The 25,971-nt window shown below is 71.7% G+C and carries 29 protein-coding genes; 16 read left to right on the top strand and 13 right to left on the bottom strand.

Annotated elements, in window-relative coordinates; translation table 11 throughout:
• Positions 1 to 172 precede the first annotated feature (172 nt).
• A complete protein-coding gene (locus tag AB0B55_RS20445; protein WP_357127820.1) occupies positions 173 to 688 on the top strand; it encodes a GNAT family N-acetyltransferase in 516 nt (171 codons plus the stop codon).
• Positions 689 to 711: 23 nt separating this feature from the next.
• On the opposite strand, the gene AB0B55_RS20450 is transcribed toward AB0B55_RS20445, so the two are convergent.
• Together AB0B55_RS20450 and AB0B55_RS20455 are read right to left on the bottom strand one after the other, a co-directional pair.
• Positions 712 to 1,698, bottom strand: coding sequence for an aldo/keto reductase (locus AB0B55_RS20450; protein ID WP_357127817.1), 987 nt, complete (start codon positions 1,696 to 1,698; stop codon positions 712 to 714).
• An 83-nt stretch (positions 1,699 to 1,781) separates the two neighbouring features.
• Positions 1,782 to 2,534 carry an SDR family oxidoreductase gene (locus AB0B55_RS20455; protein WP_357127814.1) on the bottom strand — a complete coding sequence of 251 codons (753 nt, stop codon included), beginning with the start codon at positions 2,532 to 2,534 and terminating at the stop codon, positions 1,782 to 1,784.
• A gap of 102 nt (positions 2,535 to 2,636) precedes the next feature.
• Here AB0B55_RS20455 and AB0B55_RS20460 point away from each other — a divergent pair, with 102 nt between their 5' ends.
• Complete coding sequence (locus tag AB0B55_RS20460; protein ID WP_357127811.1) at positions 2,637 to 3,479, top strand: helix-turn-helix transcriptional regulator; 843 nt, start codon at positions 2,637 to 2,639, stop codon at positions 3,477 to 3,479.
• A gap of 57 nt (positions 3,480 to 3,536) precedes the next feature.
• Here AB0B55_RS20460 and AB0B55_RS20465 read toward each other — a convergent pair whose 3' ends face one another.
• Positions 3,537 to 4,388, bottom strand: a complete 852-nt coding sequence (locus AB0B55_RS20465) for an aldo/keto reductase (RefSeq protein ID WP_357172954.1) — start codon at positions 4,386 to 4,388, stop codon at positions 3,537 to 3,539.
• A gap of 95 nt (positions 4,389 to 4,483) precedes the next feature.
• Positions 4,484 to 5,443 (bottom strand): LysR family transcriptional regulator, encoded by a 960-nt coding sequence (locus AB0B55_RS20470; RefSeq protein ID WP_357172956.1) that lies wholly within the window; start codon positions 5,441 to 5,443, stop codon positions 4,484 to 4,486.
• Between the two features lie 48 nt (positions 5,444 to 5,491).
• On the opposite strand from AB0B55_RS20470, the gene AB0B55_RS20475 reads away from it, so the two are divergent.
• Positions 5,492 to 6,376, top strand: coding sequence for a serine hydrolase (locus AB0B55_RS20475; RefSeq protein WP_357127802.1), 885 nt, complete (start codon positions 5,492 to 5,494; stop codon positions 6,374 to 6,376).
• Positions 6,377 to 6,528: 152 nt separating this feature from the next.
• A complete protein-coding gene (locus AB0B55_RS20480; RefSeq protein ID WP_357172959.1) occupies positions 6,529 to 7,503 on the top strand; it encodes an MBL fold metallo-hydrolase in 975 nt (324 codons plus the stop codon).
• 33 nt (positions 7,504 to 7,536) lie between these two features.
• Here the strand turns inward: AB0B55_RS20480 and AB0B55_RS20485 are convergent, their stop codons facing one another.
• Positions 7,537 to 8,076, bottom strand: coding sequence for a DUF1697 domain-containing protein (locus AB0B55_RS20485; RefSeq protein ID WP_357172962.1), 540 nt, complete (start codon positions 8,074 to 8,076; stop codon positions 7,537 to 7,539).
• Positions 8,077 to 8,222: 146 nt separating this feature from the next.
• Between AB0B55_RS20485 and AB0B55_RS20490 the strand changes: the two genes are divergently transcribed.
• Positions 8,223 to 9,509, top strand: a complete 1,287-nt coding sequence (locus AB0B55_RS20490) for a hypothetical protein (RefSeq protein ID WP_357172965.1) — start codon at positions 8,223 to 8,225, stop codon at positions 9,507 to 9,509.
• A 68-nt stretch (positions 9,510 to 9,577) separates the two neighbouring features.
• Here AB0B55_RS20490 and AB0B55_RS20495 read toward each other — a convergent pair whose 3' ends face one another.
• From AB0B55_RS20495 to AB0B55_RS20510, 4 genes are read right to left on the bottom strand one after another with little or no spacing between them, the layout of a single operon-like run.
• Entirely contained in the window at positions 9,578 to 10,141 is a 564-nt protein-coding gene (locus AB0B55_RS20495) for a heme-binding protein (protein WP_357172968.1), read from the bottom strand.
• A 40-nt stretch (positions 10,142 to 10,181) separates the two neighbouring features.
• Complete coding sequence (locus tag AB0B55_RS20500; protein ID WP_357172971.1) at positions 10,182 to 10,910, bottom strand: hypothetical protein; 729 nt, start codon at positions 10,908 to 10,910, stop codon at positions 10,182 to 10,184.
• Between the two features lie 2 nt (positions 10,911 to 10,912).
• Positions 10,913 to 11,713 carry an ABC transporter permease gene (locus AB0B55_RS20505; RefSeq protein ID WP_357172974.1) on the bottom strand — a complete coding sequence of 267 codons (801 nt, stop codon included), beginning with the start codon at positions 11,711 to 11,713 and terminating at the stop codon, positions 10,913 to 10,915.
• Positions 11,710 to 12,606, bottom strand: a complete 897-nt coding sequence (locus AB0B55_RS20510; protein ID WP_357127781.1) for an ATP-binding cassette domain-containing protein — start codon at positions 12,604 to 12,606, stop codon at positions 11,710 to 11,712. Before AB0B55_RS20510 ends, AB0B55_RS20505 begins: the two co-directional genes overlap by 4 nt.
• Positions 12,607 to 12,738: 132 nt before the next feature.
• On the opposite strand from AB0B55_RS20510, the gene AB0B55_RS20515 reads away from it, so the two are divergent.
• The 5 genes from AB0B55_RS20515 to AB0B55_RS20535 all read left to right on the top strand — a co-directional run bounded on the left by AB0B55_RS20515 (position 12,739) and on the right by AB0B55_RS20535 (position 16,828).
• Positions 12,739 to 13,998, top strand: coding sequence for a histidine kinase (locus tag AB0B55_RS20515; protein ID WP_357172977.1), 1,260 nt, complete (start codon positions 12,739 to 12,741; stop codon positions 13,996 to 13,998).
• Positions 13,999 to 14,030: 32 nt separating this feature from the next.
• The gene (locus AB0B55_RS20520) at positions 14,031 to 14,744 is read left to right on the top strand and encodes a response regulator transcription factor (protein ID WP_357128038.1); all 714 of its coding nucleotides are present in this window, start codon (positions 14,031 to 14,033) and stop codon (positions 14,742 to 14,744) included.
• Between the two features lie 80 nt (positions 14,745 to 14,824).
• Positions 14,825 to 15,283 (top strand): AAA family ATPase, encoded by a 459-nt coding sequence (locus AB0B55_RS20525; protein WP_357172980.1) that lies wholly within the window; start codon positions 14,825 to 14,827, stop codon positions 15,281 to 15,283.
• A 35-nt stretch (positions 15,284 to 15,318) separates the two neighbouring features.
• A complete protein-coding gene (locus tag AB0B55_RS20530; protein ID WP_357172983.1) occupies positions 15,319 to 16,248 on the top strand; it encodes a DUF234 domain-containing protein in 930 nt (309 codons plus the stop codon).
• 88 nt (positions 16,249 to 16,336) lie between these two features.
• Positions 16,337 to 16,828 carry a hypothetical protein gene (locus AB0B55_RS20535; protein WP_357127772.1) on the top strand — a complete coding sequence of 164 codons (492 nt, stop codon included), beginning with the start codon at positions 16,337 to 16,339 and terminating at the stop codon, positions 16,826 to 16,828.
• Positions 16,829 to 16,930: 102 nt separating this feature from the next.
• On the opposite strand, the gene AB0B55_RS20540 is transcribed toward AB0B55_RS20535, so the two are convergent.
• Positions 16,931 to 17,719 carry a D-Ala-D-Ala carboxypeptidase family metallohydrolase gene (locus tag AB0B55_RS20540; RefSeq protein ID WP_357127769.1) on the bottom strand — a complete coding sequence of 263 codons (789 nt, stop codon included), beginning with the start codon at positions 17,717 to 17,719 and terminating at the stop codon, positions 16,931 to 16,933.
• 304 nt (positions 17,720 to 18,023) lie between these two features.
• On the opposite strand from AB0B55_RS20540, the gene AB0B55_RS20545 reads away from it, so the two are divergent.
• Positions 18,024 to 18,662, top strand: coding sequence for a hypothetical protein (locus tag AB0B55_RS20545; RefSeq protein WP_357127766.1), 639 nt, complete (start codon positions 18,024 to 18,026; stop codon positions 18,660 to 18,662).
• A gap of 95 nt (positions 18,663 to 18,757) precedes the next feature.
• The gene (locus tag AB0B55_RS20550) at positions 18,758 to 19,222 is read left to right on the top strand and encodes a PPOX class F420-dependent oxidoreductase (RefSeq protein ID WP_357127763.1); all 465 of its coding nucleotides are present in this window, start codon (positions 18,758 to 18,760) and stop codon (positions 19,220 to 19,222) included.
• Between the two features lie 444 nt (positions 19,223 to 19,666).
• Here AB0B55_RS20550 and AB0B55_RS20555 read toward each other — a convergent pair whose 3' ends face one another.
• Complete coding sequence (locus AB0B55_RS20555) at positions 19,667 to 20,308, bottom strand: NAD(P)H-binding protein (protein ID WP_357127760.1); 642 nt, start codon at positions 20,306 to 20,308, stop codon at positions 19,667 to 19,669.
• 133 nt (positions 20,309 to 20,441) lie between these two features.
• Between AB0B55_RS20555 and AB0B55_RS20560 the strand changes: the two genes are divergently transcribed.
• Positions 20,442 to 21,488 carry a hypothetical protein gene (locus tag AB0B55_RS20560; RefSeq protein ID WP_357127757.1) on the top strand — a complete coding sequence of 349 codons (1,047 nt, stop codon included), beginning with the start codon at positions 20,442 to 20,444 and terminating at the stop codon, positions 21,486 to 21,488.
• 45 nt (positions 21,489 to 21,533) lie between these two features.
• Here the strand turns inward: AB0B55_RS20560 and AB0B55_RS20565 are convergent, their stop codons facing one another.
• A complete protein-coding gene (locus AB0B55_RS20565; protein ID WP_357172986.1) occupies positions 21,534 to 22,766 on the bottom strand; it encodes a serine hydrolase domain-containing protein in 1,233 nt (410 codons plus the stop codon).
• Between the two features lie 83 nt (positions 22,767 to 22,849).
• Here AB0B55_RS20565 and AB0B55_RS20570 point away from each other — a divergent pair, with 83 nt between their 5' ends.
• From AB0B55_RS20570 to AB0B55_RS20580, 3 genes are all read left to right on the top strand, one after another.
• Complete coding sequence (locus AB0B55_RS20570; RefSeq protein ID WP_357127751.1) at positions 22,850 to 23,443, top strand: pentapeptide repeat-containing protein; 594 nt, start codon at positions 22,850 to 22,852, stop codon at positions 23,441 to 23,443.
• Positions 23,444 to 23,619: 176 nt separating this feature from the next.
• Entirely contained in the window at positions 23,620 to 24,585 is a 966-nt protein-coding gene (locus AB0B55_RS20575) for a hypothetical protein (protein WP_357172989.1), read from the top strand.
• 86 nt (positions 24,586 to 24,671) lie between these two features.
• Positions 24,672 to 24,995, top strand: a complete 324-nt coding sequence (locus AB0B55_RS20580) for a hypothetical protein (protein ID WP_357127745.1) — start codon at positions 24,672 to 24,674, stop codon at positions 24,993 to 24,995.
• A 31-nt stretch (positions 24,996 to 25,026) separates the two neighbouring features.
• On the opposite strand, the gene AB0B55_RS20585 is transcribed toward AB0B55_RS20580, so the two are convergent.
• On the bottom strand, positions 25,027 to 25,761 hold the full coding sequence (locus AB0B55_RS20585) for an aquaporin (protein ID WP_357127742.1): 735 nt from the start codon (positions 25,759 to 25,761) through the stop codon (positions 25,027 to 25,029).
• Between the last annotated feature and the right edge of the window lie 210 nt (positions 25,762 to 25,971).

Below are 25,971 nucleotides of genomic sequence, written 5' to 3' on the forward strand. Positions count from 1 at the left end.
TTTCTACCTCTCGTCCGATGGCCGGCGACGTCGTGGTCGGTGTGACCAACGACCCCGCCGTCCTACAGGCGCGAGGTGGCGACCGCCGGCCCGCTAGATCGGAACTAGCGAGTGCCGTTCCGGGTCGGAATGTCGGTGGGACCGGCTTGACTGGAGTCGACGAGGGGACGGGATGACGCAGGTACGCATCGAGCCGTGGCACGAGGATGATCTCGAGCTGCTGCGGCAGCTCAACTCACCGGACACGCGCCGACACACCGGCGGCCCGGAGACCGACGAGCAGGTGCTCGCCCGGCACAACCGGTATGTGCACTTCGCCGAGGGTGGGCAGGGGTGCATGTTCACGGTGGTGCTGCCGGACGGCACGCGGGCGGGCAGCGTCGGCTACTGGCGTCGCGAGTGGCGCGACCAACCGGTGTACGAGTTGGGCTGGGCGGTGCTGCCCGCGTACCGGGGGCAGGGGCTGGCCACCGCCGCGGTGCGGGCGGCTCTCGACGTGGCGCGCGCCCGACGGGACCGGCGTCACGCGCACGCCTACCCGTCTGTCGACAACCCCGCCTCGAACGCGGTCTGCCGCAAGGCGGGCTTCACGCTGCTGGGTGAGACGAATTTCGAGTATCCGCCCGGGCACCTGATGCGGGCCAATGACTGGCAGTTCGACCTGACCGCCCCGCCGGCCGACGGGTGAGTCGGCGGGACGGCCGTCGCAGGTCACCAGGTGGTGTCGAGACGCTGCCGCTGCTCGGCGGTCAACTCCAGCTCCACGGCGGCCAGGCTTTCCTCGAGTTGGGCCACCGAGGAGGCCCCCACCAGCGGAATCGTCGGCAGGTCGCCGCCCAGCAGCCAGGCGAGCACCACCTGGTTCACCGTCGCGCCGGTCTGTCCGGCGACCTCCCGCAGGGCGGCCAGTCGCCGGGGCGCGCTCGGCAGGTCGTACGCGGCGCCCAGCGGCGTGTCCGCCCGGCTGTACGCCCCCCTGAGCAGCGGCGAGTACGCCACCAGGGTCAGCTCCGGCTCGGCGCGCAGGTAGCTGAGCAGGTCCGGGCCGACGCCGCCCGGATCGCCGTCCGGGTCCAGCTCGCTGACCAGGTCGGTGCGGTTCAGCAGGTAGCTGCGGCGGTACTGGAGCACCTCGTACCCCGGGAGGCCGGCGGCCGCGGCGAGCGCGCGGGCGCGCTCCACCCGCCAGGCGCGGTGGTTGCTCGCGCCCAACAGGCCGACCGTGCCCTCGGCGACCAGCTCGGCGAAGCCCTCCACGGTCTCGGCGAGCGGCACCGTCCGGTCCTCGATGTGTGCGTAGAGCAGGTCCAGCCGTTCCACGCCGAGCTGGTCGCGGCTGCGCTCCGCCGACTCGCGGATCACCTTCGCCGACAGGCCCTCGGCGTTGTCCAGGTAGCTGGTGCCGGGGGCCAACGGACGGGCGCCGAGCTTGGTGGCGATGACGATCTCGGCGCCGATGCCCCGGCTGCGCCGCCACCGCCCGAGCAGCTCCTCACTCTGGCCGCCCTGTGAGCCGTCGACCCAGAACGCGTAGTTGTCCGAGGTGTCGATGAAGGTGCCGCCCGCCTCGACGTACCGGTCGAGGATCGCGTACGAGGTGGCCTCGTCGGTGGTGCTGCCGAACAGCATGGCCCCGAGGCTGAGCACGCTGACCTCGCGTCGGGTCGCCGGGTCGGTGCCGATCGTGCGGTACCGCATGGGATCTCCTTCCGGGCGTCCTGCCGGCGGGCGCCCGAAGACCACCCTGCTACCTGGAGTGCGCTCCAGGTCAAGCGTCCGTCTCACCAGGGGAGGACGCCGTACCCACCGCCGGCGTCCATCTGGAAGCCCCAGAGCAGACCGCTCGGCCCGTCCGCCGGCAGGGTCGCCAGGTGCACGCTCACCTCGGCGCCCTGCTCGGGCGTACGGAAGCCGCTGTTGCCGTTCAGGTCGGTGGCGCAGTAGCCGGGGTTCGCCGCGTTCACCTTGATCGGGGTATCCCGAAGTTCCTTGGCGTACATGGCGGTGAGCATGTTCAGCGCCGCCTTCGACGACGGGTACGGCACGGAGGTCAACTCGAACAGCGCGCCGTCCGGGTCGGTCATCACCGCGATCGAGCCGACCTCGCTGGAGACGTTGACGATCCGCGCCGCCGGTGCCCGGCGCAGCAGCGGGAGCAGCGCGTTGGTGACCGCCACCGGGCCGAAGACGTTCGTCTCGTACAGCCGGCGCATCGTCGCCACGGTCGTCTCGCTGGGCAGCCCCCGCGTACCGTCGGCGAGCACGATGCCGGCGTTGTTGACCAGCACGTCGAGCCGGTCGTACTCGGCTTCGACGAATTTCGCGGCGGCGGCCACCGACGTCGCGTCGGTGACGTCCAGCGGCACGAACACCGCGTCCGTGCCGCCGTCGCGCAGCTCCCGCTCCGCGGCGCGGCCCCGCTCGGCGTCCCGCGCGCCGAGCAGCACGGTCATCCCGAGGCCGCCGAGCTGACGGGCGGTGGCGAGGCCGATTCCCTTGTTGGCCCCGGTGACCAGGGCGATCATGTTCGTCATGCCGTCGAGCCTGTGCCCGACGACGGCCGGTGGGGAGAGACGCCGCGAGGCTGGGACCGGCGGTACCACCCTGATCGATGCCTCCCGGGGCATCCTGGGGACATGACGAGCAGCGGCCTGCGACGTGACGAACTGGCGGCGTTCCTGCGCGCCCGCCGCGCCCGCCTGCGGCCCGCCGAGGTCGGCCTCCCCGACGGGGTACGGCGGCGTACGCCCGGACTGCGTCGGCAGGAGGTCGCCCAGCTCGCGGGCATGTCGATCGACTACTACATCCGGTTGGAGCAGGGCCGGGGCCCGCACCCGTCCCGGCAGGTGCTCGCCGCTCTGGCGCGGGCGCTGCTGCTGAACCGCGACGAGCGGGAGTACCTGTTCCGGATCGCGGGGGAGAACCCGCCGTCGGCCGTCGGCCCGAGCCGCGAGGTGCCGCCTGGGCTGCGGCACCTGCTCGACGCCATGACCGAGACTCCGGCGTACCTCGTCGACGCCGCGTACCACGTGCTGGCCTGGAACCGGCTGGCCACGCACTTCGTGGGGGATCTCGCGGCCGTGCCGCACGCCGAGCGCAACATGATCCGCTGGACCTTCCGGCAGCCGATGACCGACGCGCACTGGTCCGATGCCGACGCGCGACGGTTCGTGCACACCACGGTGGCGGACCTGCGGGCGGCCTACGGCCGCTTCCCGGCCGACCCGGCGATCCGCGAGCTGGTCACCGAGCTGCTCGGCACCTCGCCGCACTTCGCCCGGCTGTGGGCCGAGCACGAGGTCGGGGAGCGCCGTCCCGTCGTGAAACGGGTGGCCCATCCCGAGCTGGGGCCGCTGGAGTTCGAGTGCCGCGTGCTGCTGGTGCCGGAGACCGAGCAGCGGCTGATCGTCTACGTCGCCACGCCCGACACACCGACCCAGGCGGTGTTCCGCCGGCTTGCCGAGCGCGTCGACGGCTGACCCGGCCGCGAACAGCGCGCTGCCCCGGAGTCATCGCCCCGGGGCAGCGCGCGCAGGTCAGCGGGGCACGTAGGCGAAGGTGTCCGGGTTCGGGCCCTGCCGCCCGGCCTCGCCCTTGTCCAGGCCGGTGATCCGCTCCATCGCCGTGTCGTCCAGCTCGAAGTCGAAGATCCCGGTGTTCTCCTCGATCCGCTTCGGCGTGGTCGACTTCGGGAAGATGATGTCGCCGCGCTGCACGTGCCACCGCAGCACCACCTGCGCCGGGGTGCGACCGACCTGATCGGCGATGTCGACCACCGTCGGGTCGTCCAGCACCTTGCCCTGCGCGATCGGCGACCACGCCTCGGTGAGGATGTTGTGCTCGCGGCCGTACGCGCGGACCTCGTCGTTGGTGAAGTACGGGTGCGCCTCGATCTGGTTGACCGCCGGCACCACGCTCGCCTCGTCGGCCAGCCGCCGCAGGTGCGCCACCTGGAAGTTCGACACGCCGATCGAGCGGGCGCGGCCGTCGCGCTGGAACTCCTCCAACACCTTCCAGGTCGAGACGTAGTCGCCGTCGTACAGGGTCGGCAACGGCCAGTGGATCAGGAACAGGTCAATGTAGTCCATCTTCAACGCCGACAGCGTCGAGTCGAACGCCTTGCGGGCGTCGTCCGGCCGGTGAAAGCCGTTGTTCAGCTTGCTGGTCACGTACACCGAGCCGCGGTCGAGGCCGGACGTGCGGATGGCCTCGCCCACCTCGGCTTCGTTGCCGTACATCTCGGCGGTGTCGATGTGCCGGTAGCCCACCTCAAGCGCCGTGGTCACCGCCGCGGCGGTGTCCTTCGGCTCGATCTGGAACACCCCGAAGCCGAGCTGCGGAATCGTGGTGCCGTCGTTCAGGCTGATGTCAGGAATCGTGAGTGCCACTGCGGCTCCTTCGCGTCTTCGTTACCCGTCATCCATACCCGGGCGGATGGACGATTCACGCTTGGAACGAGTGACGGACGCAACGGCGGTCCGGTTCACCCGGTCGTGTCGAACAACACCGGCCAGGGCCGCGCCGCCGGACCCGGGGGCGACGTGGGTGGCGTCGGCTCGGCGGCGGCCAGCACCTCGGCGGCGAGCTGCCCGACCATCGCCGCCGCCGGGTGCGCCGACCGCTTCGGCCAGGCCGCCGACGTGCGCTTGGTCAGCGCCGCGTCGGCGAGCGGTCGCCAGGCGATCCGTGGTTCCCGGCGGGCCAGGGTCGCCGGCTCCACGGCGACGCCGCCGCCGGCCAGCACCAACCCGAACAGGAACTCCGGGTTGCGCGCCGGCCGCACCCGCGCCGGCCGCCACCCGTGCTGTCGACACACCCCGAGCAGGTGGTCGTGCCAGCCCGGCGCGGTGGCCCGGGGTGCGGTCACCAGGTCCAGGCCGGCGAGCGCGGCGAGCGGCACCTCCCGCCCGCGTGCCAGCGGCGAGGTCCGCGGCAGCAACACCCCCAGGGGTACGTCGACAGGGGCGCCGAAGCGCAGCCCGTCCGCCTCGACCGGATGGTGCACGAGCCCCACGTCAAGGCTCCGCTCGCTGAGCATCCGCACCTGCTCGGCGGTGGTCAGTTCGTGCAGCTCCACGTCGAGGCCGGGCGCGTGGGTGGCGAGCTGGTCCAGCAGCGCCCGCAGCGTCACCGCCGGTGTCTCCGGCGGCACACCGGCGCGCAGCACGCCCAGCTCGCCCGCGCGGACCTGGCCCATGAGGTTGCGCAGCCGGCCCTCGCCGGCGAGCAGCTCCTCGGCCTCGGCGAGCAGCAGACCGCCGGCGGTGGTGAGCCGCACCTGGCGGCGGGAACGGTCGAACAGCTCGACGGCCAGCTCCCGCTCCAACCGCTGGATCGACTGGCTCAACGGCGGCTGGGCCATTCCGAGCAGCTCGGCCGCCCGCCCGTAGTGCAGCTCGTGGGCGACCACCACGAAGTGCCGCAGATGTCGGAGCAGGTCCACGGCCGGACCCTACGGCAGCGACGGAGTGTCACTGGATACCGTGCCGGGGTGGACGTGGGGGAGCGGATCGAGGCCATCTTCGCCGACGCCGGGGTGACCGGCAGCCTGCACGTCGTGGACCTGGGCGCGGCGGACCGGGAGGTCGGGCTGCGGGCCGACGAGCAGGTGGTGATCGCGTCGATCTTCAAGATCCTGCTGGTGCTGGAGTTCGCCCGGCAGGTCGAGGCGGGCCAGGTCGACCCGACCGAACGTGTCCTGGTCACCGCCGCCGACCGGCTCGGCGGGTGGGGACTGGCCGGCTGCGCCGACGACGCCGAGGTGTCGTTGCGGGACCTCGCGTACTTCGCCATGTCGGTCAGCGACAACACCGCCGCCGACGTGCTGCTGCGCCGGGTCGGTCCGGACCTGCTGCCGATGCTCGCCGCCGAGCTGGGCCTTCGCCGAACCCGCGTTCTCGGCGGCCCACGGGAGCTGGTCGAGATGATGCTCGCCGACGTGGGGGCGCGTACCGAGGCAGAGTTCGCGCGGATCTTCCCGACCCTGCCGGCGGACCAGGTTCGGGCCATGCGGGTCTTCGACCCGCAACGCACCACCTCCAGTACGGCGCGGGACATCACCCGGTTGCTCACCCTGATCTGGCGGGACGAGGCCGGGCCGGCATCGGCGTGCGCGATGGTCCGCGCCTGGATGGCCCGGCAGCTCTTCTGGACCCGCCTGGCGGCCGGTTTCCCGCCCGCCGTGCGGGTGTCCGGCAAGACCGGCACCCTGCCCGGACTGCACCTGGAGGCCGGAGTCGCCGAATACCCCGACGGCGGCCGGTATGCGATCGCCGTCTTCGCCCGCGCCGAGGATCTCGCCCCGCGCCGGATCGACGTGGACCTGGCCATCGGGCGGGCCGCTCGTACGGCCGTTGAGGCGTTACGCGGCGACTGATTTTTCGCCGTGTCGAGCGACGGGACAGCACCGTCGAGCAGGCCTGATATGCGCTGGCGTATCGGAGGCGACAGCGTTCGATCTTGGACCTGGGCCCGAGGGCGCTGGTTGGCTCGGGTCGACCGATCAACCGACACGGGGAGCAGATCCGCATGTCCCACCTCGACCGCCGTCGCTTCCTCCGCGACGCCGCAGCCACCACCGCCCTGGTCTCGGCCGGCGGACTCGCCGCCTCGACCACCCCGGCCCAGGCCGCGCCCCCGGCCGCCGCGCCCACGCCGACCACCCGCGCAAAGGGCGCGGTCAGCTTCCGCTGGTGGGGTACGGCCGGCTGGCGCATCGACATCGCCGACCGGACCATCCTGGTCGACCCCTTCCTCAGCCGGATCGACACCGGCCTGTTCGCCGGCGCGTTCAAGACGGACACCCCGTTGACCGTGCGCACCGACGTGATCGACCAGCGCGTCGAGAAGGCCACGACCGTGCTGGTCACGCACACGCACTGGGACCACTACATGGACGTGCCGTACATCGCCGGGCGGACCGGCGCGCGGGTGTTCGGCACCCTCACCGCGTACCACCTGGGACTGGCGTACGGGGTGCCGTCGGCGCAGCTCAGCGCCGTGAAGGGCGGGGAGGTGCTCGACTTCGGCGACCACACCGTCGAGGTGGTCGGCTCGCTGCACAGCCGCAACGCGTCGTACTCGGTGGCCTTTCCCGGGGTGCGGGTGAGTCAGCCGGCGCGGCCGGCGACCATCGCGGACCTGCCGGAGGGCGACACGTTGGGCTACCTGCTGCGGGTCGCGGGCGGCCCGTCGGTCTACCTCACCGGGGCCAGCGACGTCGCCGAGCGCAACCTCACCGGCCTGACGCCGGACGTGGCGATGGTGGCCATGCAGAGCGCCACCACCACCGCCGACTACCTGCCCCGGCTGCTGGCCGGTCTGGACTATCCGAAGGTCGTGGTGCCGGTGCACTGGGACAACTTCGAGACGCCGTTGCGGAACCCGCCGGTCGTCGCGCCGGCCGACCGGGCCCGGCTCGACGAGATGATCGCGGCGGTGCGTCGGATCTCGCCGCGCAGCCGGGTGCTGGTCCCCGAGTACGAGACCGCGTACCACTTCTGACCGGTCCCGGGCGGGCGTCGCACGCCCGCCCGGTCAGCCGGCGGCCATCTCCGCCAGCGTGCGCACCGACTTCCAGTTGCGGGTGGTGCCCACCACGCCGAGCTGCTTCTCCAGGTACGCGTTGGTGAACTTCGTCCGCCCGTAACCGCCGTCGGGAAAGTGCAGGAAGACCTCGCGGCCGGTCACCGTGAACGCCACGTTCTCGCCACCGGGCACGGTGAGCGCGTCGACAAGCGGCTTCTTCGGAGCGGTCGCGAGGAAGGCCACCAGCAGCCGCTTCGGGTCGTCGTCGATCTCGGCGTACGGGTTTCCGCCGGCCACCGCCGCCAACTCCCGGCCGCTGCGCACCAGCACCGGCACGGTGAGCCCCAGCTCGTCGGTGAGCGCCCGCTCGATGCCGGCGGCGAGCTTCTCCGCGTCGCGCACCGTGCTGCCGAAGACCACGTTGCCGCTCTGCAGGTACGTCGTGACGTCGTCGTGGCCGAGGTCGGTGACGATCCGGCGCAGGTCGGCCATCGCGAGGCGGGTGCTGCCGACGTTGACCCCGCGCAGCAGGGCGACGTACCGGGTCATGGCTCCTCCGTCCACATGGGTACGACGTCAGCCTAGCGGGGTGGACGTAGCTGTCGGACCCGATCGGTAGGCTCCCACTGCCGGCCGCCACGAAGCGAATCGCCGGTCCTTCCTGGAGGTCAGTTTTGATCCGTTCCCGTTTTGCTGTGGCGGTCGCCGTCGCCGCAGCGACCGCGATCGTGGGGCTTCCCGCGACCGCACACGCCGACGAGATTCCGATCGTCACGTCCGCGCACAGCGACTACGACCTCGATCTGGGGACGTTGCTGGTGTCCATCACGTCGCCCAGCGACGTCACCGACGTCCGTGCGCACATCCGGGAGTACAACACCGGGGCAGAGGTCGCCGTTCAGGAGGACTTCTACCTCCAGTCCGGCACCGAGCGTGACGGGGTGTGGCGATCCAACCCGATCATCCTCGACAAGCTCGGTTACTACCGGGTCGACGTGGAGGTCACCGACGAGGCCGGTCACCACGTCACTCAGACCGATGCCGGCGACCTGAACTACTCGGTGGTCACGTTCTTCGACAACGTCACGCTGAACCGCACCACGGTGACCTACGAGAACCGCAACGTGACAGTGCGGGGATGGCTCAAGGGTCGCTGGCCGGGCAGCGGCGAGATCAGGTCCCTGGGGAGGTTCCCCATGTCGGTGAACGCCGACTCTAGTTGGGAAGCGGTCACCACCAGGGCCGATGGTTCCTTCACCGGCACGGTCACGATCGGTCGCAAGGACGAGATGGTGTACGCGGCCTACAGCTACGACAACGACCATCTCTTCCACGGCTCGTCGCGGTCGGGCGAGACCACCATCGCGATCAACAAGCGGCCGATGCGGATCACCATCGAGGCGGATCGACCCAAGATCCTCAAGGATGAGACCGTCACGGTTAGCGGCCAGCTGACCTGGCGGACGCCGGAGGGTTGGGTGCCGGTGCCTGGTGCGCAGCCGGGGGTTTCCCTCTGCATGAGCGCCGACTACTGCCGCACGTTCCTCGGCTCTGCCACCACGGCCGCGGACGGTCGTTACTCGCTGACCACCTCGCCGTACGAGTCCGGCCGCCTCCAGGTCGGTTACTCGATGAGCGACGAGTTCGTCAGCCCCGCGATCGCCAGCACGAACATCTCCGTGCTCCAGCCGGCGGCCTTCCGGAGCTTCTCGGCGGTCCGGGAGAACGCGACGACCGTGACCCTCAGCGGTGAGATGGAGTTCACCGGTGGGTTGTCCCCCGGGACGGTGCCACTGAAGGTGCAGTTCTCGGCCACCGGCGAAGACGGCACCTGGGCTACGCCGGCCACCATCTATGCGGGCGGCAGTTACGACTTCGCCACGTCGATCTACAAGAAGACGGCCGGTTACTGGCGTGTCGTCTATCCCGGCACATCGACCGACTTCCAGTCGGCGACCAGCGCGCCGGTGTACGTCAGCTGATCTTAGTGAGCGCGGGAGCGTCCGGACCGGATGCTCCCGCGCCGACGACCGTAGGCAGCCCACTCAGCTCACTCGACGACCGGCAGCACGACCTCGTTGCGGCGCAGGAACCACGGCTTCCACGGCGGGTCGAAACGCGCGTACCGGATGGCGCCGGTGGGCTGCAGCCCGGCGGCCGTCACCGACCGGCCCAGCATGGTGGCCCGTTGGCTGAACGCCCGCTCCGTCCACCGGCCGGAGAACCGCATCGCCGCCGCCAGTTGGGCCGGGACCTCGTGGATCCGTACCCGGGCGTCCACCGGCTCGGGCACCGTCGCGGCGGTGACGGTGGCTGGCAGAACGAACTGGATCAGGTACGCGCCCGGCCACTCGCCCTCGACCTGGACGACCGGCAGCGTCATCGGGATCTTCGTCGCGCCGTCGGCCGTGGACGTCGCCGGCAGCGCCGACCCGACCGGCTGTCGGGCCCGGTTGGCGCCCCCGACGTACGCGGCCAGCGGCCGGAACGCCTCGATCGGCGCCCGGGTGAACGACGCCTGGATCCGCATCTCGGCCACCAGGTGAGCCGGATAGCGGCGCAGCTCGAAGCCGGGGTGTCGGGACACCACCCGGTACGGCTGCTGCTCGGTCATCGCGCGCTCCCAGAATCTCCTGGGACTGACGCTACCGCCCCTACGGCTCCCGCCCGGTCGAAGTCGGCCGTCCCGCCCGCCCGGCGACGGTCCGGCAGTACTGGCGTCCGCCCTCGTCGCGCAGCACCACGCCGAGCCGGCCGAGTTCGCGGCGCAGCTCCCGTACGTCGTCGCGGCGGTCCCGTTCTTTAGCCCGCTCGCGAGCGCGCAGCAGGGCGTCCGCGCCGACCGGCAACCCCGGCAGGTCGGGCACCCACAGCCGGTACGCCGAGCGGTGCGGGTCGTCGTCCGTCCAGGCCCAGCCGTGCGCGCGAAACGCCGTCGCCAGGTGGGCTGCCGGGAGGTCCGTCGACTCCCGGACGAGTTCCGCGCCGTCGCCGTCGAGCAGCACCAGGTGCTTGTCGGCCAGGAAGGCGGCCCGGGTGTCGGCCCGTGCGACGGTGCGTACCTGGTCGGCGCGGCGCAGCCGGACCTGCGTGGAGTCCACGGTGACGATCAGCCGTTCGGCGGTGCCGACCCCGGCGACGACCAGGCCGCCCAGGACGCCGACGGCCATCGCGCCGAGGGTCGCCTGCGGCTCGGGCAGCCGGTCCAACCACCTGATGAGGTCGCCGAACGGCACCCACGACAACCGGGCCAGCCACCCCGTCGACGCGGCGAGGAGCCAACCGGCGCCCGCGCCGAGGAGCGGAAAGCCACCCCACAGGACGACCAGCTCCAGCGGACCACCGGTGACGACCGTGCGGGGGCGGTAGTCGGCCGTGTCCATGGTCAGGACACCTCGCGGCGCAGCGTCCGGACCAGGCCGGCGGCCAGCGGAAGGACCATCCAGACGAGCAGGGACACCGCCAGCCGCCCCCACTGGTCGCCGGTGAGCGCATCGCTGCTGAACAACGGGTCCATGGTCCGGCTGGTGTCCAGCCATCCGGCCGGACCGCGCAGGGGCCGGACCATCCCGCCGAGCACCGACCAGAGCGTCGGCAGCAGCAGGTAGCCGACGATCGCCAACGGCGGGTTGAGCAGCAGCAGACCGAAGGCGGCACCCATCAGCACCACGGCCACCTGGACGATCACCCCGTTGACGATCAGCGTCGCGCCGACCTGCCAGGTGCCCGCACCGCCCGTGGCCGACGCCACGAGCGTCCCGATGCTGGCGACGGCGAGGGCGACCAGCACGGAGGCGATCGCGGCCAGCACCACCGCGATCAGCTTCGCGGTCACCACCCGTTCCCGCCGGGGGACCAGCGCGTACGTGGTGAGGGCGGTGCGCTGGGACCACTCGCTGGTGATCGACAGGATGCCCAGCACCGGCAGGAGCACGTTGGCGGGCAGCAGCGAGGTCACGAAGAAGGTGCCGAAGGTCTGTTCGGCGTCCTCCGCGTAGATCAGCAGGAGGGTGACGACCGCGACGACGACGAGGCCGATGGTGATCAGCAGCCAGCGGCCGGCCCGGGTGTCGACGAGCTTGCGCAGTTCGACGGCGGTGAGCCGGAGCAGTGACGGTCGGCGTACCGGGGAATGGTGCCGGGGCGCGACGGCCCCGGCGGTGGGTGCGGCGGTGGTGGTGGTCATCGGACGGCCTCTCGGGTGGATTCGCCGGCGGTCAGGGTGAGGAAGAGCTGTTCGAGGCCGCCGCTGCCGGCCGGGCGCAGCTCGGCCAGCGCGACGCCGGCGTCGGCCGCGGCCTGGCCGACCGTCTCGGCGTCCGCCGGCACGAGCAGGCCGTCGGGGCTGTCGGTGGGGGTCAGGTCGGCCGCCTCCAGCGCCCGACGCAATGCCCCGTCGTCGCGCGCCCGCACCACCGTGCCGCCGCCGGCCAGCAGCTCGTCCTTGCGGCCCTGGGCCACGATCCGGCCACCCCCGATCACCACCAGCCGGTCCGCGACCGCCTCCACCTCGCGCAGCAGGTGGGAGGAGAGCAGCACCGTGCCGCCCCGGTCGGCGAAGTCGCGCAGCAGACCCCGCATCCAGAAGATCCCCTCCGGGTCCAGGCCGTTCGCCGGCTCGTCGAGGATCAACACCCGGGGGTCGCCGAGCAGCGCCTGCGCCAGGCCGAGCCGCTGACGCATGCCCAGCGAGTACGCCCGTACCCGACGCTTCGCCGCCACCGCGTTCAACCCGACCAGGTCGAGCTTCGCGGCGACCTCGCGCCTGCTCAAACCCAGGGTGTACGCGGACAGCGTCAACGCCTCGCGGCCCGTGCGGCCCGCGTGCTGGGCGGAGGCGTCCAGCAGGACACCGACCTCCCGTCCCGGGTTGGGCAGCTCCCGGTAGGGGTGCCCGGCGACGGTGGCGCGACCCGCGGTCGGTGTGGTGAGCCCGCAGATCATGCGCATGGTGGTCGACTTGCCGGCCCCGTTGGGACCGAGGAAGCCGGTGACGGTGCCGGGCTCGCACTGGAACGACACGTCGTCCACCGCCGGGTGCGGCCCGTACCGCTTGGTCAGGTTCTCCACGGTGATCATGCGGTCGAGCCTGCCGCCGCCGGCCGGCCATCCGCTGCGGCCGCTGGTCGGTGCCGCAGCTACCTTGGTCGACGCCCGGGTCGAGACTTTGGTAGCTGGTTGTCCGGGCCGGTAGCTGCCTAGCATGGGCGCGTGACCAGCATCGCCGTCCCCGAGCACCCCTGGCTGTTGCCCGGGGAGCTGGTGGTGCCGGCGGAGCCCGAGCGTGCCCGTCCGCGTCGCACCACCCGGGACTGGGTGGTGGACAGCCTGGCCTTCCTGATCAGCCTGCTCTGGGTGCTGTTCGCCACCGTCGACAGCCTCTCGCCCACCCCTGAGGCGGCCGTCCCGCTTCCGCACGACTGGATGGTCGGCGTGGACGCGCTGATCGGGCTGGTCTGCTGCGGTCTGCTCTGGGTGCGTCGCCGGTGGCCGCTGGGGCTGGCGCTGGCCACCCTGCCGCTGAGCATGTTCTCGATGGCCGCCGCGATCCCGCTGGTGATCGTGTACTTCACCGTGGTGGTGCACCGCCGGACGGCCGTCGCGGTGGCGGTCACCGGTGTCGGCCTGCTCACCAACCTGGTCTTCAGCTGGGCGCGTCCCGATCCGGCCATGCCGTACTGGCTCACCGTGTCCTGGGGTGCGGTGATCACCCTGGCCGTGCTGGCCTGGGGGATGTTCGTGCGGGCCCGGCGGCAGTTGATCGTCTCGCTACGCGAACGCGCCGAGCGGGCCGAGGCCGAGCAGCAGTTGCGGGTCGCCCAGGCCCGCCACCTCGAGCGCACCCGCATCGCCCGGGAGATGCACGACGTGCTGGCCCACCGGATCTCCCTGCTCAGCCTGCACGCGGGAGCGCTGGAGTTCCGCCCCGACGCGCCCGCCGACGAGGTGGCCCGAGCCGCCGGGGTGATCCGGGGCAGCGCCCACGCGGCCCTGCAGGACCTGCGGGAGGTCATCGGGGTGCTCCGGGCCGAGGGCGACGGCGACGGCGACGGCAACGCGCCCGAGCCGCCCCAGCCCACCCTCGCCGACCTTCCGGCCCTGATCGACGAGTCGCGGACGGCCGGCGTGCGGGTCAACGTCAGCGACGGTGTGGCGCGGCCGGCGGAGGTGCCGGCGGCGCTGGGCCGGGCCGCCTACCGGATCGTGCAGGAGGGTCTGACCAACGCCCGTAAGCACGCGGCCGGCGCGGTCGTCACCGTGGACGTGACCGGTGGTCCGGGCAGCGGGCTGACCGTGGCGATCGCCAATCGATGGCCGGTGGGCACTCCGGTCGGCGGCACGCTCCCGGGCGCGGGCACCGGCCTGGTCGGCATCAGCGAACGGGTCGCCCTGGCCGGCGGCCGGCTCGCCTACGGGCGGGACGACACCGGCGACTTCCGACTGGCGGCCTGGCTGCCGTGGCCGGCGTGACCGCACAGCCCAGCGGTCCCGGCTCTCCTGACGTGCCCAGCGCCCACGACGCTGGTCCGACCGGCGGGGCGGGGCCGGAGCCGGTGCGGGTGCTGATCGTGGACGACGACGCGTTGGTCCGGGCGGGGCTCTCGATGATCCTCGGCGGCCTGCCGGACCTGCGGGTGGTGGGCGAGGCGGCCGACGGCGGCGAGGTTCCCGCCGCGGTCGCCGCGTACGCCCCGGACGTGGTGCTGATGGACATCCGGATGCCCCGGGTGGACGGGCTGGCCGCCACCGAGGCGCTGCGCGGGCAACCGAACCCGCCCGAGGTGCTGGTGCTGACCACCTTCGACGCCGACGAGCAGGTGCTCCGGGCATTGCGCGCCGGAGCGGCCGGTTTCCTGCTCAAGGACACCCCGCCGGTGGACATCGTGCACGCGATACGCCGGGTCGCCGGGGGCGAGGCGATGCTCTCCCCGTCGGTGACGCGCACGCTGATCAACCACGTGACCGCCGCCAACCCGGGCCCGCCCGGCCCCGATCCGCGACGCGAACGGGCGCTGCGCCTGCTCGCCGCGCTCAGCGAGCGGGAACGGCAGGTCGCCATCGCCCTGGGCAGGGGCTACACCAACGCCGAGATCGCGGGGGAGTTGTTCATGAGCGTGGCGACGGTGAAGGCGTACGTCTCCCGGCTGCTGACCCGACTCGACCTCAACAACCGGGTCCAGGTGGCCCTGCTCGTGCACGACGCCGACCTCGTCTGAGCTTGCGAGCTGGCTCGCGCCACTGTCGTTGATACACTCATTTTTGAGTGTTCCAAAAATGACAGCATCAAGGGTGGTTCATGGACGGTTTCGTGGGACGAGAGCGAGAGCTGGCCTTGCTCGACGGAATGCTCGCCCGGGTAGCTCGCGGTGGCCGGGCTGGTCGGCCGGGGCGCGCGCTGCTCATGCGCGGCCGCCGCCGGGTCGGCAAGTCCCGGCTCGTGGAGGAGTTCGTCGAGCGGGCTGAGGTCCCCCACCTCTTCTTCACCGCCTCCGCGCAGCCCTCTGCCGCCGCCGACCTCGCCCTCTTCGTGGAAGCGGCGGCCGCCTCCACGTTGCCCGAAGCGCAACTGCTGAGCGAGCAGCAGCCACGGACCTGGGACGCCGCGCTCACCCTGCTCGTCGCCGCCCTGCCGACCGATCGGCCGAGCGTCGTCGTCCTGGACGAGATGCCGTACCTCATCGCGAGCGATCCGGGTTTCGAGGGCACGCTGCAGAAGGTCTTCGACGCGAGCTGTCCCGGCGGCCGGTCCTGCTGATCTGCGTCGGCTCGGACCTGGCCATGATGGAGGCCTTGAACGACTATGGTCGGCCGTTCCACCAGCGGGCCACCGAGATGGTCGTCCCTCCGCTGAGCCCGGCCGATGTCCGCGACATGCTCGACCTCTCCGCCGCCGACGCGTTCGACGCCTACCTGGTGTCCGGGGGTCTGCCGCTGATCCTCGACGAGTGGCCGACCGGTGCGTCGGTGCACGACTATCTGGCCGACGCGGTACGCGATCCGACCTCGGCCCTGCTGGTCAGCGGCGAACGCGCGCTCGCGGCGGAGTTTCCACCCCAGTCCCAGGCAGGTCTGGTGCTGCGGGCCATCGGCTCCGGTGAACGGACCTTTACGCTGATCTCCCGTGCGGCGGGGGACCTACCGCAGGCGTCCCTGAACCGTGCCCTGGGTCTGCTGACCCAGAAGCGGGCCGTGGAGGTCACCGTCCCGCTGTCGACCAAGCCGTCACGGGAAACGAGGTATGCGGTGGCTGACCCGTACTTGCGTTTCTGGCTGTCGTTCCTGGGGCCCCACCTGGCCGAGATCGAGCGTGGGCGAGGTGACCTGACCCTGCAGCGGATCCTGCGATCGTGGACGTCCTGGCGGGGTCGGGCGATCGAGCCTGTCGTCCGCGAGACGATGCGCCGGCTGCCCGGAGACACGCTGCCGGCCGAAGCGTCGGCGATCGGCGGCTATTGGACGCGTACGAACGACCCGGAGATCGACATCGTCGGTGCCGATCGGGGGCCGGTCGCTGAGCGCATCTGCTTCGTCGGCTCGGTGAAGTGGCAGGAGAACCGGCCCTTCGACGCCCATGACCTGGGCCGACTACTTCTTCACCGGTCCCGGCTACCCGGAGCGGACGAATCGGTACCGACCGTTGCCGTGTCGCGTAGCGGCACCGCCGTCGATGGGCTCCGTGTGCTATCGCCGGAGGATCTGCTTACCGCGTACCGGAATTGAACCTTCGTCCGATGCCGGCCGTACCAATGCCCGAGGATGTCGGTGCGGTCAGTCCGCCGTACCGCTGCCGAGCTGCGGGAGGCCTGCCGTGCGTGTTGGTGAGCAGTCGACGGATCCCATCGACCAGGTGCTGGGTGAGGTGCCGATGCCGGCGCCACTGACCCCCGAGGATGTCCGGCTCGCGGTCCGGGCGGTGGTCGTGCACACCGCCGAGGAGTGGCCGACCGGACCGCTGTGCCGCAACGACGGCGCGTCCTACCCGTGCCGCCTGCACCGCTGGGGGCGTCGGGTCCTGGAGGCGCACGGGCTCAACGAGCGGCAGATCGAGGCGTTGATCCGGCACGGCAACCCGTTCGTGCACGTGCCGTTCCCGTTCACGGCGACCGGGCCGTCGTCCGCGCGCCCCGCCGGCGTCCGGCCGGCCACGCCCCCCGGCTATCCGGCGCCGGCCCCGGGCCGGGCCGGACTGCCCGCGCGACACCAGGCCGCGCGGGCCACCCCCACGGGGGTACGACCCGCGCCTGCCAGCCGCCCGGTGAGTCCCGGTGTCACCGCGCCGCGCTGGCCCCGGGCGAGCTGAGCGGCGTCACCCCACGGCCCGCTCTGCCCGGGGCGACAGGGCGTCGGCCCGGCGCGGAGGTTTCCCCACCGCGCCGGGCCGACGTCACGCCGACCGGCTGGTTCAGTCGTTGCCAGCGCCGATCCCGCAGTCCGGCGCGGACCAGTTCGTCGTGTTCGAACTGCCGTCGCTGTTGTTCTCGCGCCGCGAGTCGACGTGCACGTGGTCGTCGTGGTCGGGGTAGCCGGGCCCGTAGATCCCGCTGAAGCCGTGGTTACGGGCGTCCCGCGCGACCGTGCACAGGGACGACGTCCGTGAGGTGACGTCGGCCGCGTGGCCGTACAGGTGCTGGCTGTCCGACGCGCCGCCGACCTGGTTGTTGCAGGCACGGCTGCGGAAACCGCTCGTCACGTTCAGCGGCTTGTCGCCGAGGCTTTTGCGCAACGCCTCCAACTTCCACATGGTGCGCAGCGCGTTCTGCTTGGTCTGGGCCGCCGACAGCGGACCGCCGCTCCACCCGCTGCCGCCGCACCCGTTGTCCAACTCGTTGTAGCTGAAGTGCGCGGGCGTGCAGTCGTTGTCCTGGAGCTGGTACAGCTTGGCGTACGTCTGCGGGCCGGCGATGCCGTCGGCGCGCAACCCGTACGCCTGCTGGAACCGCTTCACCGCGGCGGCGGTCTTCGGTCCGTAGCGGCCGTCGTTCTCGACGATGTCCCGGTTGCCGGCCCAGCCAGCGACCCGGATCTGCAGCTGACGGACGTCGTCGCCCGAGCGCCCCTGGTAGAGGTTGCGGTTCCAGGTATAACAGCCGTCCGCGTACGCTGCCGGCGCGGCGACCACCGAGGCGATCGCTGCCCCGGGCAACGCCAGGGCGAAAGCGACAGCAACTCGCTTCAAGGTGTTTACGCGCACAGAAGTCCTCCCGTTAGGAGAGCGAATGGGGTGGCTCTGGGACATCGACCGGGACGTCCCGCGATTTCCACCTTCGCACTGATCAGTGCGGTTGGCGGCAATAACGAGAATTGTCCTCACGATTCGCCCGTTCCTGGGCAGCGCCTGTGAATTCGGCTGATTTGCGAAACAGCCATTTCCCCCGATCGGCCCGGGAACGCGGGAACGGCACCGAACGTCGCATTCAGTCGCACCCAGGGTGATGTTCCACTCCACTGGGCGGGCGGTAACGTCAGGCCCGGGTGGCGAACTGGCGGAGGTGCGCGTGGCACGCGGTGGCGTCTTCTGTGTCGAGGGTCAGTGGCACCGTGACCTCAACGAACGCGGTTCCGTGCTGCCCACCCTCGAACTGCTGGAGCGACTCGGCAAGATCCGCTTCATCCACAAGGACGCCGCCACCCGCGACGAGTTGTTCTACTTCCTGGACCGCTGGCTGCTCAAGCAGTACGCCGATCACCGGGTCGGCTTCTTCGCCATGCACGGTGAGCCGAGCCGGCTCTGCCTCACCGACTGGCAGTCGGTGGAGCTGAACGAGGTGGCCGAGTTGATGGCCGGCCGCTGTGAGGGGCGGCGGCTCTACTTCGGCAGTTGCTCGGTGCTGCGCGCGTCGGACGCGGTGCTGCGCGAGTTCCTGGAGGTCACCGGCGCCGCCCTGATCTGCGGTTTCACCCGGGACGTCGACTGGGTTGAATCGGCCGCCTTCGAAACCGTCCTGCTCGACGTGCTGGCCAACGGGCAGCGGCACAACGCCGCCGAACTGCGGATGGGCTCCGCGCACTGGGCGCCGCTCGCCTCGTACCTCGGCTTTCGGGTGATCTATGCCAACGGCCGGGCGTGGCGCCCGGCCGGTCGGCCTCGCGTGCCCACCCAGGCGGTGCACCGCACCGCCGCCGACCCGCGCTGACCTCCACCGCCCGCTGACCCCCACGCCCGCTGACCTCCACCGCCCGCTGACCCCCACCGCCCGCGGACCCGCCGCCGGCCTGGTAGGAACGAGTGATGGCACGCAGCATCGCGAAGAACACCCGGGTCGACCGGGACACCCTGCTCGACTTCCTCCGGCCGCGACACCGCGTCGTGCTGATGACCACCCGAGCCGACGGCCGGCCGCAGTCCTCCCCGGTCTCCGCCGGCATCGACGGCGAGGGTCGCCTGGTGGTGTCCACGTACCCCGAGCGGGCGAAGGTGACCAACATCCGCCGCGACCCCCGGGTTTCGGCGTGCGTCCTCTCCGACGACTGGAACGGCCCGTGGGTGCAGATCGACGGCACGGCCGAGGTGCTGGACCTGCCCGAGGCGCTGGAGCCGTTGGTCGAGTACTTCCGCAGCATCTCCGGCGAGCACCCGGACTGGGACGACTACCGGGCGGCGATGGTGCGCCAGGGCAAGTCGCTGATCCGAGTGACCATTGATGCCTGGGGTCCGATCGCCACCGGCGGTTTCCCGGCCCGCCTCGCCGACTGAGCGCGCGCTTCGAACGCGTCCGTACCCGCCAGCTGTTCGTCCGCTGTCGAGCTGCCCCGGATGTGGGGCGGCGGTGGTGGGGCGCGGTCGCGGTGGTGGGTTGGCCGTGCAGGGGTGGTGCGCTGTCGAGCTGCCCCGGATGTGGGGCGGGCGGTCGTCGTGGTGGGTTGGCCGTGTAGGGGTGGTGCGCTGTCGAGTTGCCCCGGATGTGGGGCGGCGGGCGACGACGGTGCCGTTCGATCCGCCGGGTGCGGGTGCGGGTGCGGGTGCGGGTGCGGGTGCGGGTGCGGGTGCGGGGGTGCGGGGGTGCGGCGCTGTCTACCGCAAGCTGTTCTTCCGCATCTCGCTGCGTCTGCCCCATATCTGGAGCAGCTCGACAGGGGCTGAGGGGGAGGTCGGCCCGACCGCCGAGCGCCGAGCGCCGACCGCCGACCGCCGTGCCGGTCAGTACGCGGCGGTGAAGCGCGCGTTCATGTGTTGGGGCTGCTCGATCTCGTCGACGATCGCTACCGCGAGGTCCTCGTAGGTGAGCACCGACCGGCCCTGGTCATCGGTGACCGGCTCGTCGGTGCCCGTGCGGTAGTGCCCGGTGCGGTCGCCGGGGTGGAACTCCAGCGGCGGCGGCGAGACGTAGGTCCAGCGCACCCCGTCGGCGGAGCTGCGGTAGTAGTCCAGAGCGTCGGCCTGGCCCATCGCCGAGTCCCGGTACTGCTCGGGGAAGTCGGGCTCGTCGAGGAAGCGGGTGCCGCGCGGGGTGAGCAGGGTGGACCCGCCACCCAGATGGATGATCCGGGGCGCGGCCGGCATGGGCCGCAGGGCGGTCACCAGGGTCTCGGCGGCCGTGCGCCAGAGCCCGCGCTCGCCGCCGCCGATCGCCACCACCAGCGCGTCCGCGTCCGGCGCCAACTCCCGGACACTGCGCTCGCTGGTGGCGTCGCCGGTGACCGTCCGTACCCCGTCCGGCAGGTACGAGGTCGCCTCCGGGCGACGGACCGCGGCGATCACCCGGTGTCCCCGGTCGACGGCCTCGGCGGCGATCCGCGACCCGGCGGTGCCGCCCGCGCCAAACACGACGATGGTGCTCACCAGCCCAGGCTAGGGCCGGCTCGCCCCGGAGATGCCGTTATGACGAACCCGGCCGGGCGTTCAGGGGAGCGACCGACTGGCATGGGCCCACTACGGTGAGCCAAACAAGATCCATTGACTGAACGGGGAATCCATGAAGCACCTCTCCGCCCGTCGCCGGCTGCTCGCCTGGACGGTGCCTGCCACCCTGGCGCTCGCCGTCGTCCCGGCCCTGCCGGCCCAGGCCGCACCGGTCCACACGCCGACCACCGCCGTCACCGGCCCGGTCGACAAGGACCTCAACGGTGACGGCGTACCGGACCTGGTGACCGCCGGCGGCACCACGACGCGCCTCGACTCCGGTGTCTGGACGGCGCGGGGCCGGATCAACGCGACCACCGGCGTCGGCACCGGCCGGGTGAAGGTCCCAGCGGTGAACATCGGTATCTACGGCAACGGCGTCACCGGCAATGAATCGCCGGCCGACTTCGACGGCGCCCAGATGATCACCGGCACCTTCTGGGGCACCGCGAACCAGGACTTCCTGGCCTACTACCCGGGCGGCGACAACGCCGGTGGCGGCGTCATCATCAAGGGTGTCGGCGACGGAACGATGGCAAAGCCCTACAGCGCCTCGGTCAGCCTCGCGCGCGAATTCCTGGCCGACGACTACGGCAACTCCCCGATCCAGCTCGTCAGCGGGTACGTGGCGGACGGCGTCGGCGACTACATCCCTGACCTGGTCGGGATCGTCGGCGACACGACGAACGGTTACCGACTGGCCTACTACCCGAACGCCTGGGCGGTGGGCCTCTACCTCCGGGTGGCGTTGAACACCGCCACCCCGACCGGCGGCAGCGACTGGCAGAACTGGACCCTGGCCAGCACCGAGTTGGCTTCGGGCGTGGCCCTGGTCCTGCGCAACGCCACTACCGGCGACCTGTACCTGTGGCAGGGCGTGACGATGACCGACAACGGCGACGGGACCGGCGCGCTCGCCTACACCCAGTACCGGCTCGCCTCGGGCTGGAACACCGGCGTGGCAGTCAGCAGCCTCCTCGCCGCCGACCTGAACGCCGACGGCGTGGCCGACCTGTGGGCGGTGTTCCCCGACGGCAGCGTGCGGGCGTACCTGATCTCGAACCTCTCCGTCAGCAAGCCGGCGAAGATCCGCGCGATCCAGGCCCAGCAGCTCGGCTGAGCTGCGGTGTGGGGTCCGTCAGCCGTGGGCGACGGACCCCACCCCTCAGTCGATGAGCGCGGAGTAGACGAGTTGGCGCAGCTGGGAGCGGAGGGGATAGGTGCTCGACGGCAGGAGCTGGGTGAAGAGCAGCGCGGTGATCTCCTCGGTCGGGTCCACCCAGAACGCGGTGCTGGCGACCCCGCCCCAGTAGTACTCGCCGACGCTGCTCGGCACCCGGCTCGGGACCGGGTCCTCGACGACCGCGAAGCCGAGGCCGAAGCCGACCCCGTCCAGGGTGCTCTCGGCGAAGCCGCCGGTGGACAGGGTGCCCAGGTCCTGCCCGCCGGGCAGGTGGTTGCGGGCCATGAAACGCACCGTGCGTGGCCCGAGCAGACGTACGCCGTCCCACTCGCCGCCGCGCAGCAGCATCTGGGTGAAGCGGTGGTAGTCGGCGGCGCTGGAGATCAGGCCGCCGCCACCGGAGAGCAGGCCGGGCTTGTGGTGCGCCAGGGCGCCGAGCCGGTCGTAGCGGAACGCCTGCCCGCTGCGCGGATCCGGCGCGTAGAGCGCGGCCAGTCGTTCGGCCTCGTCGCCCTCGACCCACCAGCGGCTGTCCGTCATGCCCAGCGGGGCGAAGATCCGGTCGGCGAAGAAGGCGTCGAGGCTCTGCCCGGAGACCACCTCGACCAGTCGACCGAGCACGTCGGTGGCGACCGAGTAACCCCAGGCCGTGCCGGGCTCGAAGAGCAGGGGGAACTCGGCGAAGGCCGCGCAGGCCGTGGCCAGGTCGACGCCGGGCGGCGGGTACATGTCGTAGCCGGCGGCCCGGTAGAGCCCGTCGACCACCGACGTCTGCATGAAGCCGTACGTCAGGCCGGCCGTGTGGGTGAGCAGGTGCCAGACCCGGATCGGCTCGGTCGCCGGCACCGTGTACGGCTTGAGCGTCGAGCCCTTCGAGTAGACCCGCAGGTCGGCGAACTCGGGCAGCCAGCGGCTGATCTCGTCGGTCAGCTCGAAGCGACCCTCCTCCCACAGCATCATCGCCGCGACCGAGGTGATCGGCTTGGTCATCGAGTAGATGCGCCAGAGCGTGTCCGCCCCGACCGGCGCACCCGACTCGCGGTCCCGCAGGCCGTACGTCGAGGAGTGCGCCACCTCGCCGCGGCGGGTGACCACCACCTGCCAGCCGGCGAGCCGGCCGTCGTCGACGTACCTGCCGAAGTGTTCGTCGATCCGGGCCAGCCGTTCCGGGTCGAAGCCGATCTCATCCGGGTCCTTGCTCCGCGCCACACTCACGCCGCCGAAACTACTCGCCGGTACGCCGCTACCGGAAGGGGCGGCTCCCCGGTGGTGTCGGTCGGCGGCACTAGCCTGGCCGGATGCCGGAGTTGACCGAGGACGTGACCTTCCGCCACGAGGACTGGTACGGCGAGGAGTTGACCGACCGCCAGTTCGTCGCCTGCGAGTTCTTCGACGTGGATTTGACCGAGGCGGTCACCCGGGGCGCGGTCTTCACCGGATGCACGTTCGGCAACGTACGGTTCAACGCGTCCCGGCACCTCGACTCGGCGTTCACCCGCTGTGTCTTCAAGCGCTGCAACTTCTTCGAGGCCGAGTTCACCGGCTGCAAGCTGGTGGGCAGCACCTTCGTCCAGTGCGAGCTGCGCCCGTTACGCGTCGACGGCGGTGACTGGTCGTTCGTCGCGCTGCCCGGCGCGGACCTGCGCGCTGTCCGGCTGAGCGACGTGCGGATGCGCGAGGCCGACCTGACCGGCGCGAACCTCACCGGGGCCACCGTTACCGGCGTCGACCTCTCCGGAGCGCAACTTCAGCGCTGCCGCCTCGGCGGCGCCGACCTGCGGCGCAGTGATCTCACCGCGCTCGACCCGACGTCGGTCGAGCGGGCCGGCGCGCTCGTGGACGTCGAGCAGGCTCTCGTCATCGCGCAGGCGCTCGGCTTCCGCATCGGCTGAGCCGGGGTGACCACCGGAGGGTGAGCCGGCCGTCCCATACCGTCCCGATCCGGACTGGACACGTCATGCTGTCCCGATTTAGCGTGTCGACCACGCCGGTGCAATCGTGAACGACCCACAGTGGACGGTCGATCCGTCACGTGCGGTGGCGGTCGGGCGGCAACGTGGAGGAGTCGGTGGCGGACGAGGACCGTACGCGGGATGGTTCGCGGGCCGGGGACGAGTCGGCCGCTCGACCCGCGTCGCACCGGCCGCGATCTGCCGGGGCCGGACTGGGCCACCGAGCGCTGCGCCGGCTCGCCCGCGCCCGGCAGCGGCGGCGCTGGGCACTGGAAGGCGTCGGCGCGGTCGTCTGCCTCGTGGTGCTCGTGGCGTACCTCGGCACGCGGTCCGGTCCCGATTCGGGCGACGCGACGGTCGGCGGCCCGGGCGGCGTGCCCGCCGGCGCCGCCCGTCCGACGGGCCTGCCGGGCGCGGACGGACGTACCAGCGAGGCCGGCCCGGCGCTGCCGGGTCTGCGGCCCCGGCAGCGGCCACCCTCACCCGAACCGACCCCGTCGACCAGCCCACCGGCCCCCGAGTCGGCGAAGCCGGCCGCGCCGCTGCTGTCGCTGACCCGCGCCGAGGTGCCCGCCGAGGTCGACCTGACGGCCGTGGGCACCCGGGACTGGATGCACTGGGGGCAGCGCGGCGGCAACTCGACGGTCCGCAAGCAGTCCGGCTCCGGGGAGATCGTCGACGGGGGCGGGAAGGGTCGCCGGATCGGCTGGGACGGCAACCAGGAGGTGGTCCGCTGGTCCGACGGCGCGCCCGACCGGTGGGACCGGGGCACCTCCGACGGTGTCTACACCTGCGGTGTGGGCAACGGGTTCAGCCTGACCGTCGTCGGCAGCGATGCGCCGCGCACGGTCCAGGTGTACGCCGGAATCTGGATGGCGCGCGGTCGGCTCGACGTGCGGTTGTCGACGGGCGGGCCGGTCAGCACCCTGCGCCTGGAGGACCCGTACACCAGTCAGAGCGCCCAGTTCGTCATCCGGTTCGCGGCGCCGAAGGACGCCCGGCTGGTGGTGAGCTGGACGGTCGAGAAGGTCTACACCGAGCACTGCGGGAACGTCGGCCTGCAAGCCGTCGCGCTGCGCTGAGCGGGACAGTTTGTCCGTCGCCCTCCGTCGCTGAGGACGTAACTTTCTGCTGTCCCCGTCCACCTTCCATTGTGGAGGCAGCGCAGATGAGCAGCAGTACCGCCCACCGCGTCCGTCCTGCCGTTTCTCCCGGCCACGACGAGCCGGAGGTGCTCCGCGACATCCCCCTGCCGCCGTACGTGACGGGCGAGGATGCCCAGTTCGCGGTACGCGCGGTGGTGGTACACGCGCCCCGGCGCTGGTCCGGTGGGGTGGTCTGTCGCAACGACGCCAGCCCTCACCCGTGCCGGCTGCACCGGTGGGGCACCCAGGTGTTGACGCTCCGCGGGCTGCATGCCGCCGAGATCGCCGCGCTCATCGAGCGCGGTGATCCCGCGGCGGTACCCCCCACACCGAACCGCCCCGCCTGACCCGCGTCCTGCTCTCAGCAGGTGACGAGGCTTATTGCCCTTCGCGATGTCCCGGTCGGCCGAGCCCTCGTTCGTGGCCGCCCCAGTAGTGCCGTTGCCCGCCCATCACCAGCGGGGCCACCAACGCGGCGAGCGCTCCGCCGAGCAGCGGAAAGACGATGAACACCCAGAGTTGGCGGAGCGCCACCCCGCCCTCGAAGACGGCCGGACCGAAGGCGCGGGCCGGGTTGACCGCCGCGCCGGTCAGCGTCACGCCGACGAGTTGGGTCGTGGCCAGGGCCAGACCGATGGCAACCCCCGCGATGCCGGGGTTCTCGCTGCGACTGGTCACGACGAGCACGACCAGGACGAAGAGGAAGGTCAGCACGATCTCCAGTACGGCCGCGCCACCTCGGTTGATGTGGGCGCCGTACCCGTTCGAGCCCAGCGCCCCGGTCTGGTCCGCGACGTCACCCCACCGGGTCAGTGCCCAGAGCAGGAAGCCGGCCACGGTCGCCCCGGCGAACTGCGCGATCCAGTAGGCGACTGCGCCGATCACCGAAATCTTGCCGGAGAGCAGGACGCCGAGCGTCACCGCCGGATTGACGTGACTGCCGGAGAGCGGGCCGATCGTGTAGACGAGGGCCAGCATGACGAACCCGAAGGCCAGCGCGACGACCACGACGCCGCCCTGGACCCGCGCGGCGACGGCGGCGCCTACGCCGAAGAAGACCAGCAGCAGCGTGCCGAGGAATTCGGCAGCCGCACGGCGGGCGTCATCCATCATTTACTCAGCGTAAGGATAGTTCCGCTCGCTGGTGGGCAAATCAGGGCCGTGACCAGCGCGGAAGCGAGAGCGGGACTGATCCGGCTCTATTTGACGTATCGCTCGGTAACGGGCACCGTGGGCTGGGAAGGGGCCCGTCAGCCGCCCCGATTCGACGCGACGGCGATGACCGTCCGTACCTCCCGTCGCCTCCCACGCGTGCTCGTACGC

The sequence above is a fragment of the Micromonospora sp. NPDC049107 genome (assembly GCF_040648595.1).
GTDB lineage: Bacteria > Actinomycetota > Actinomycetes > Mycobacteriales > Micromonosporaceae > Micromonospora.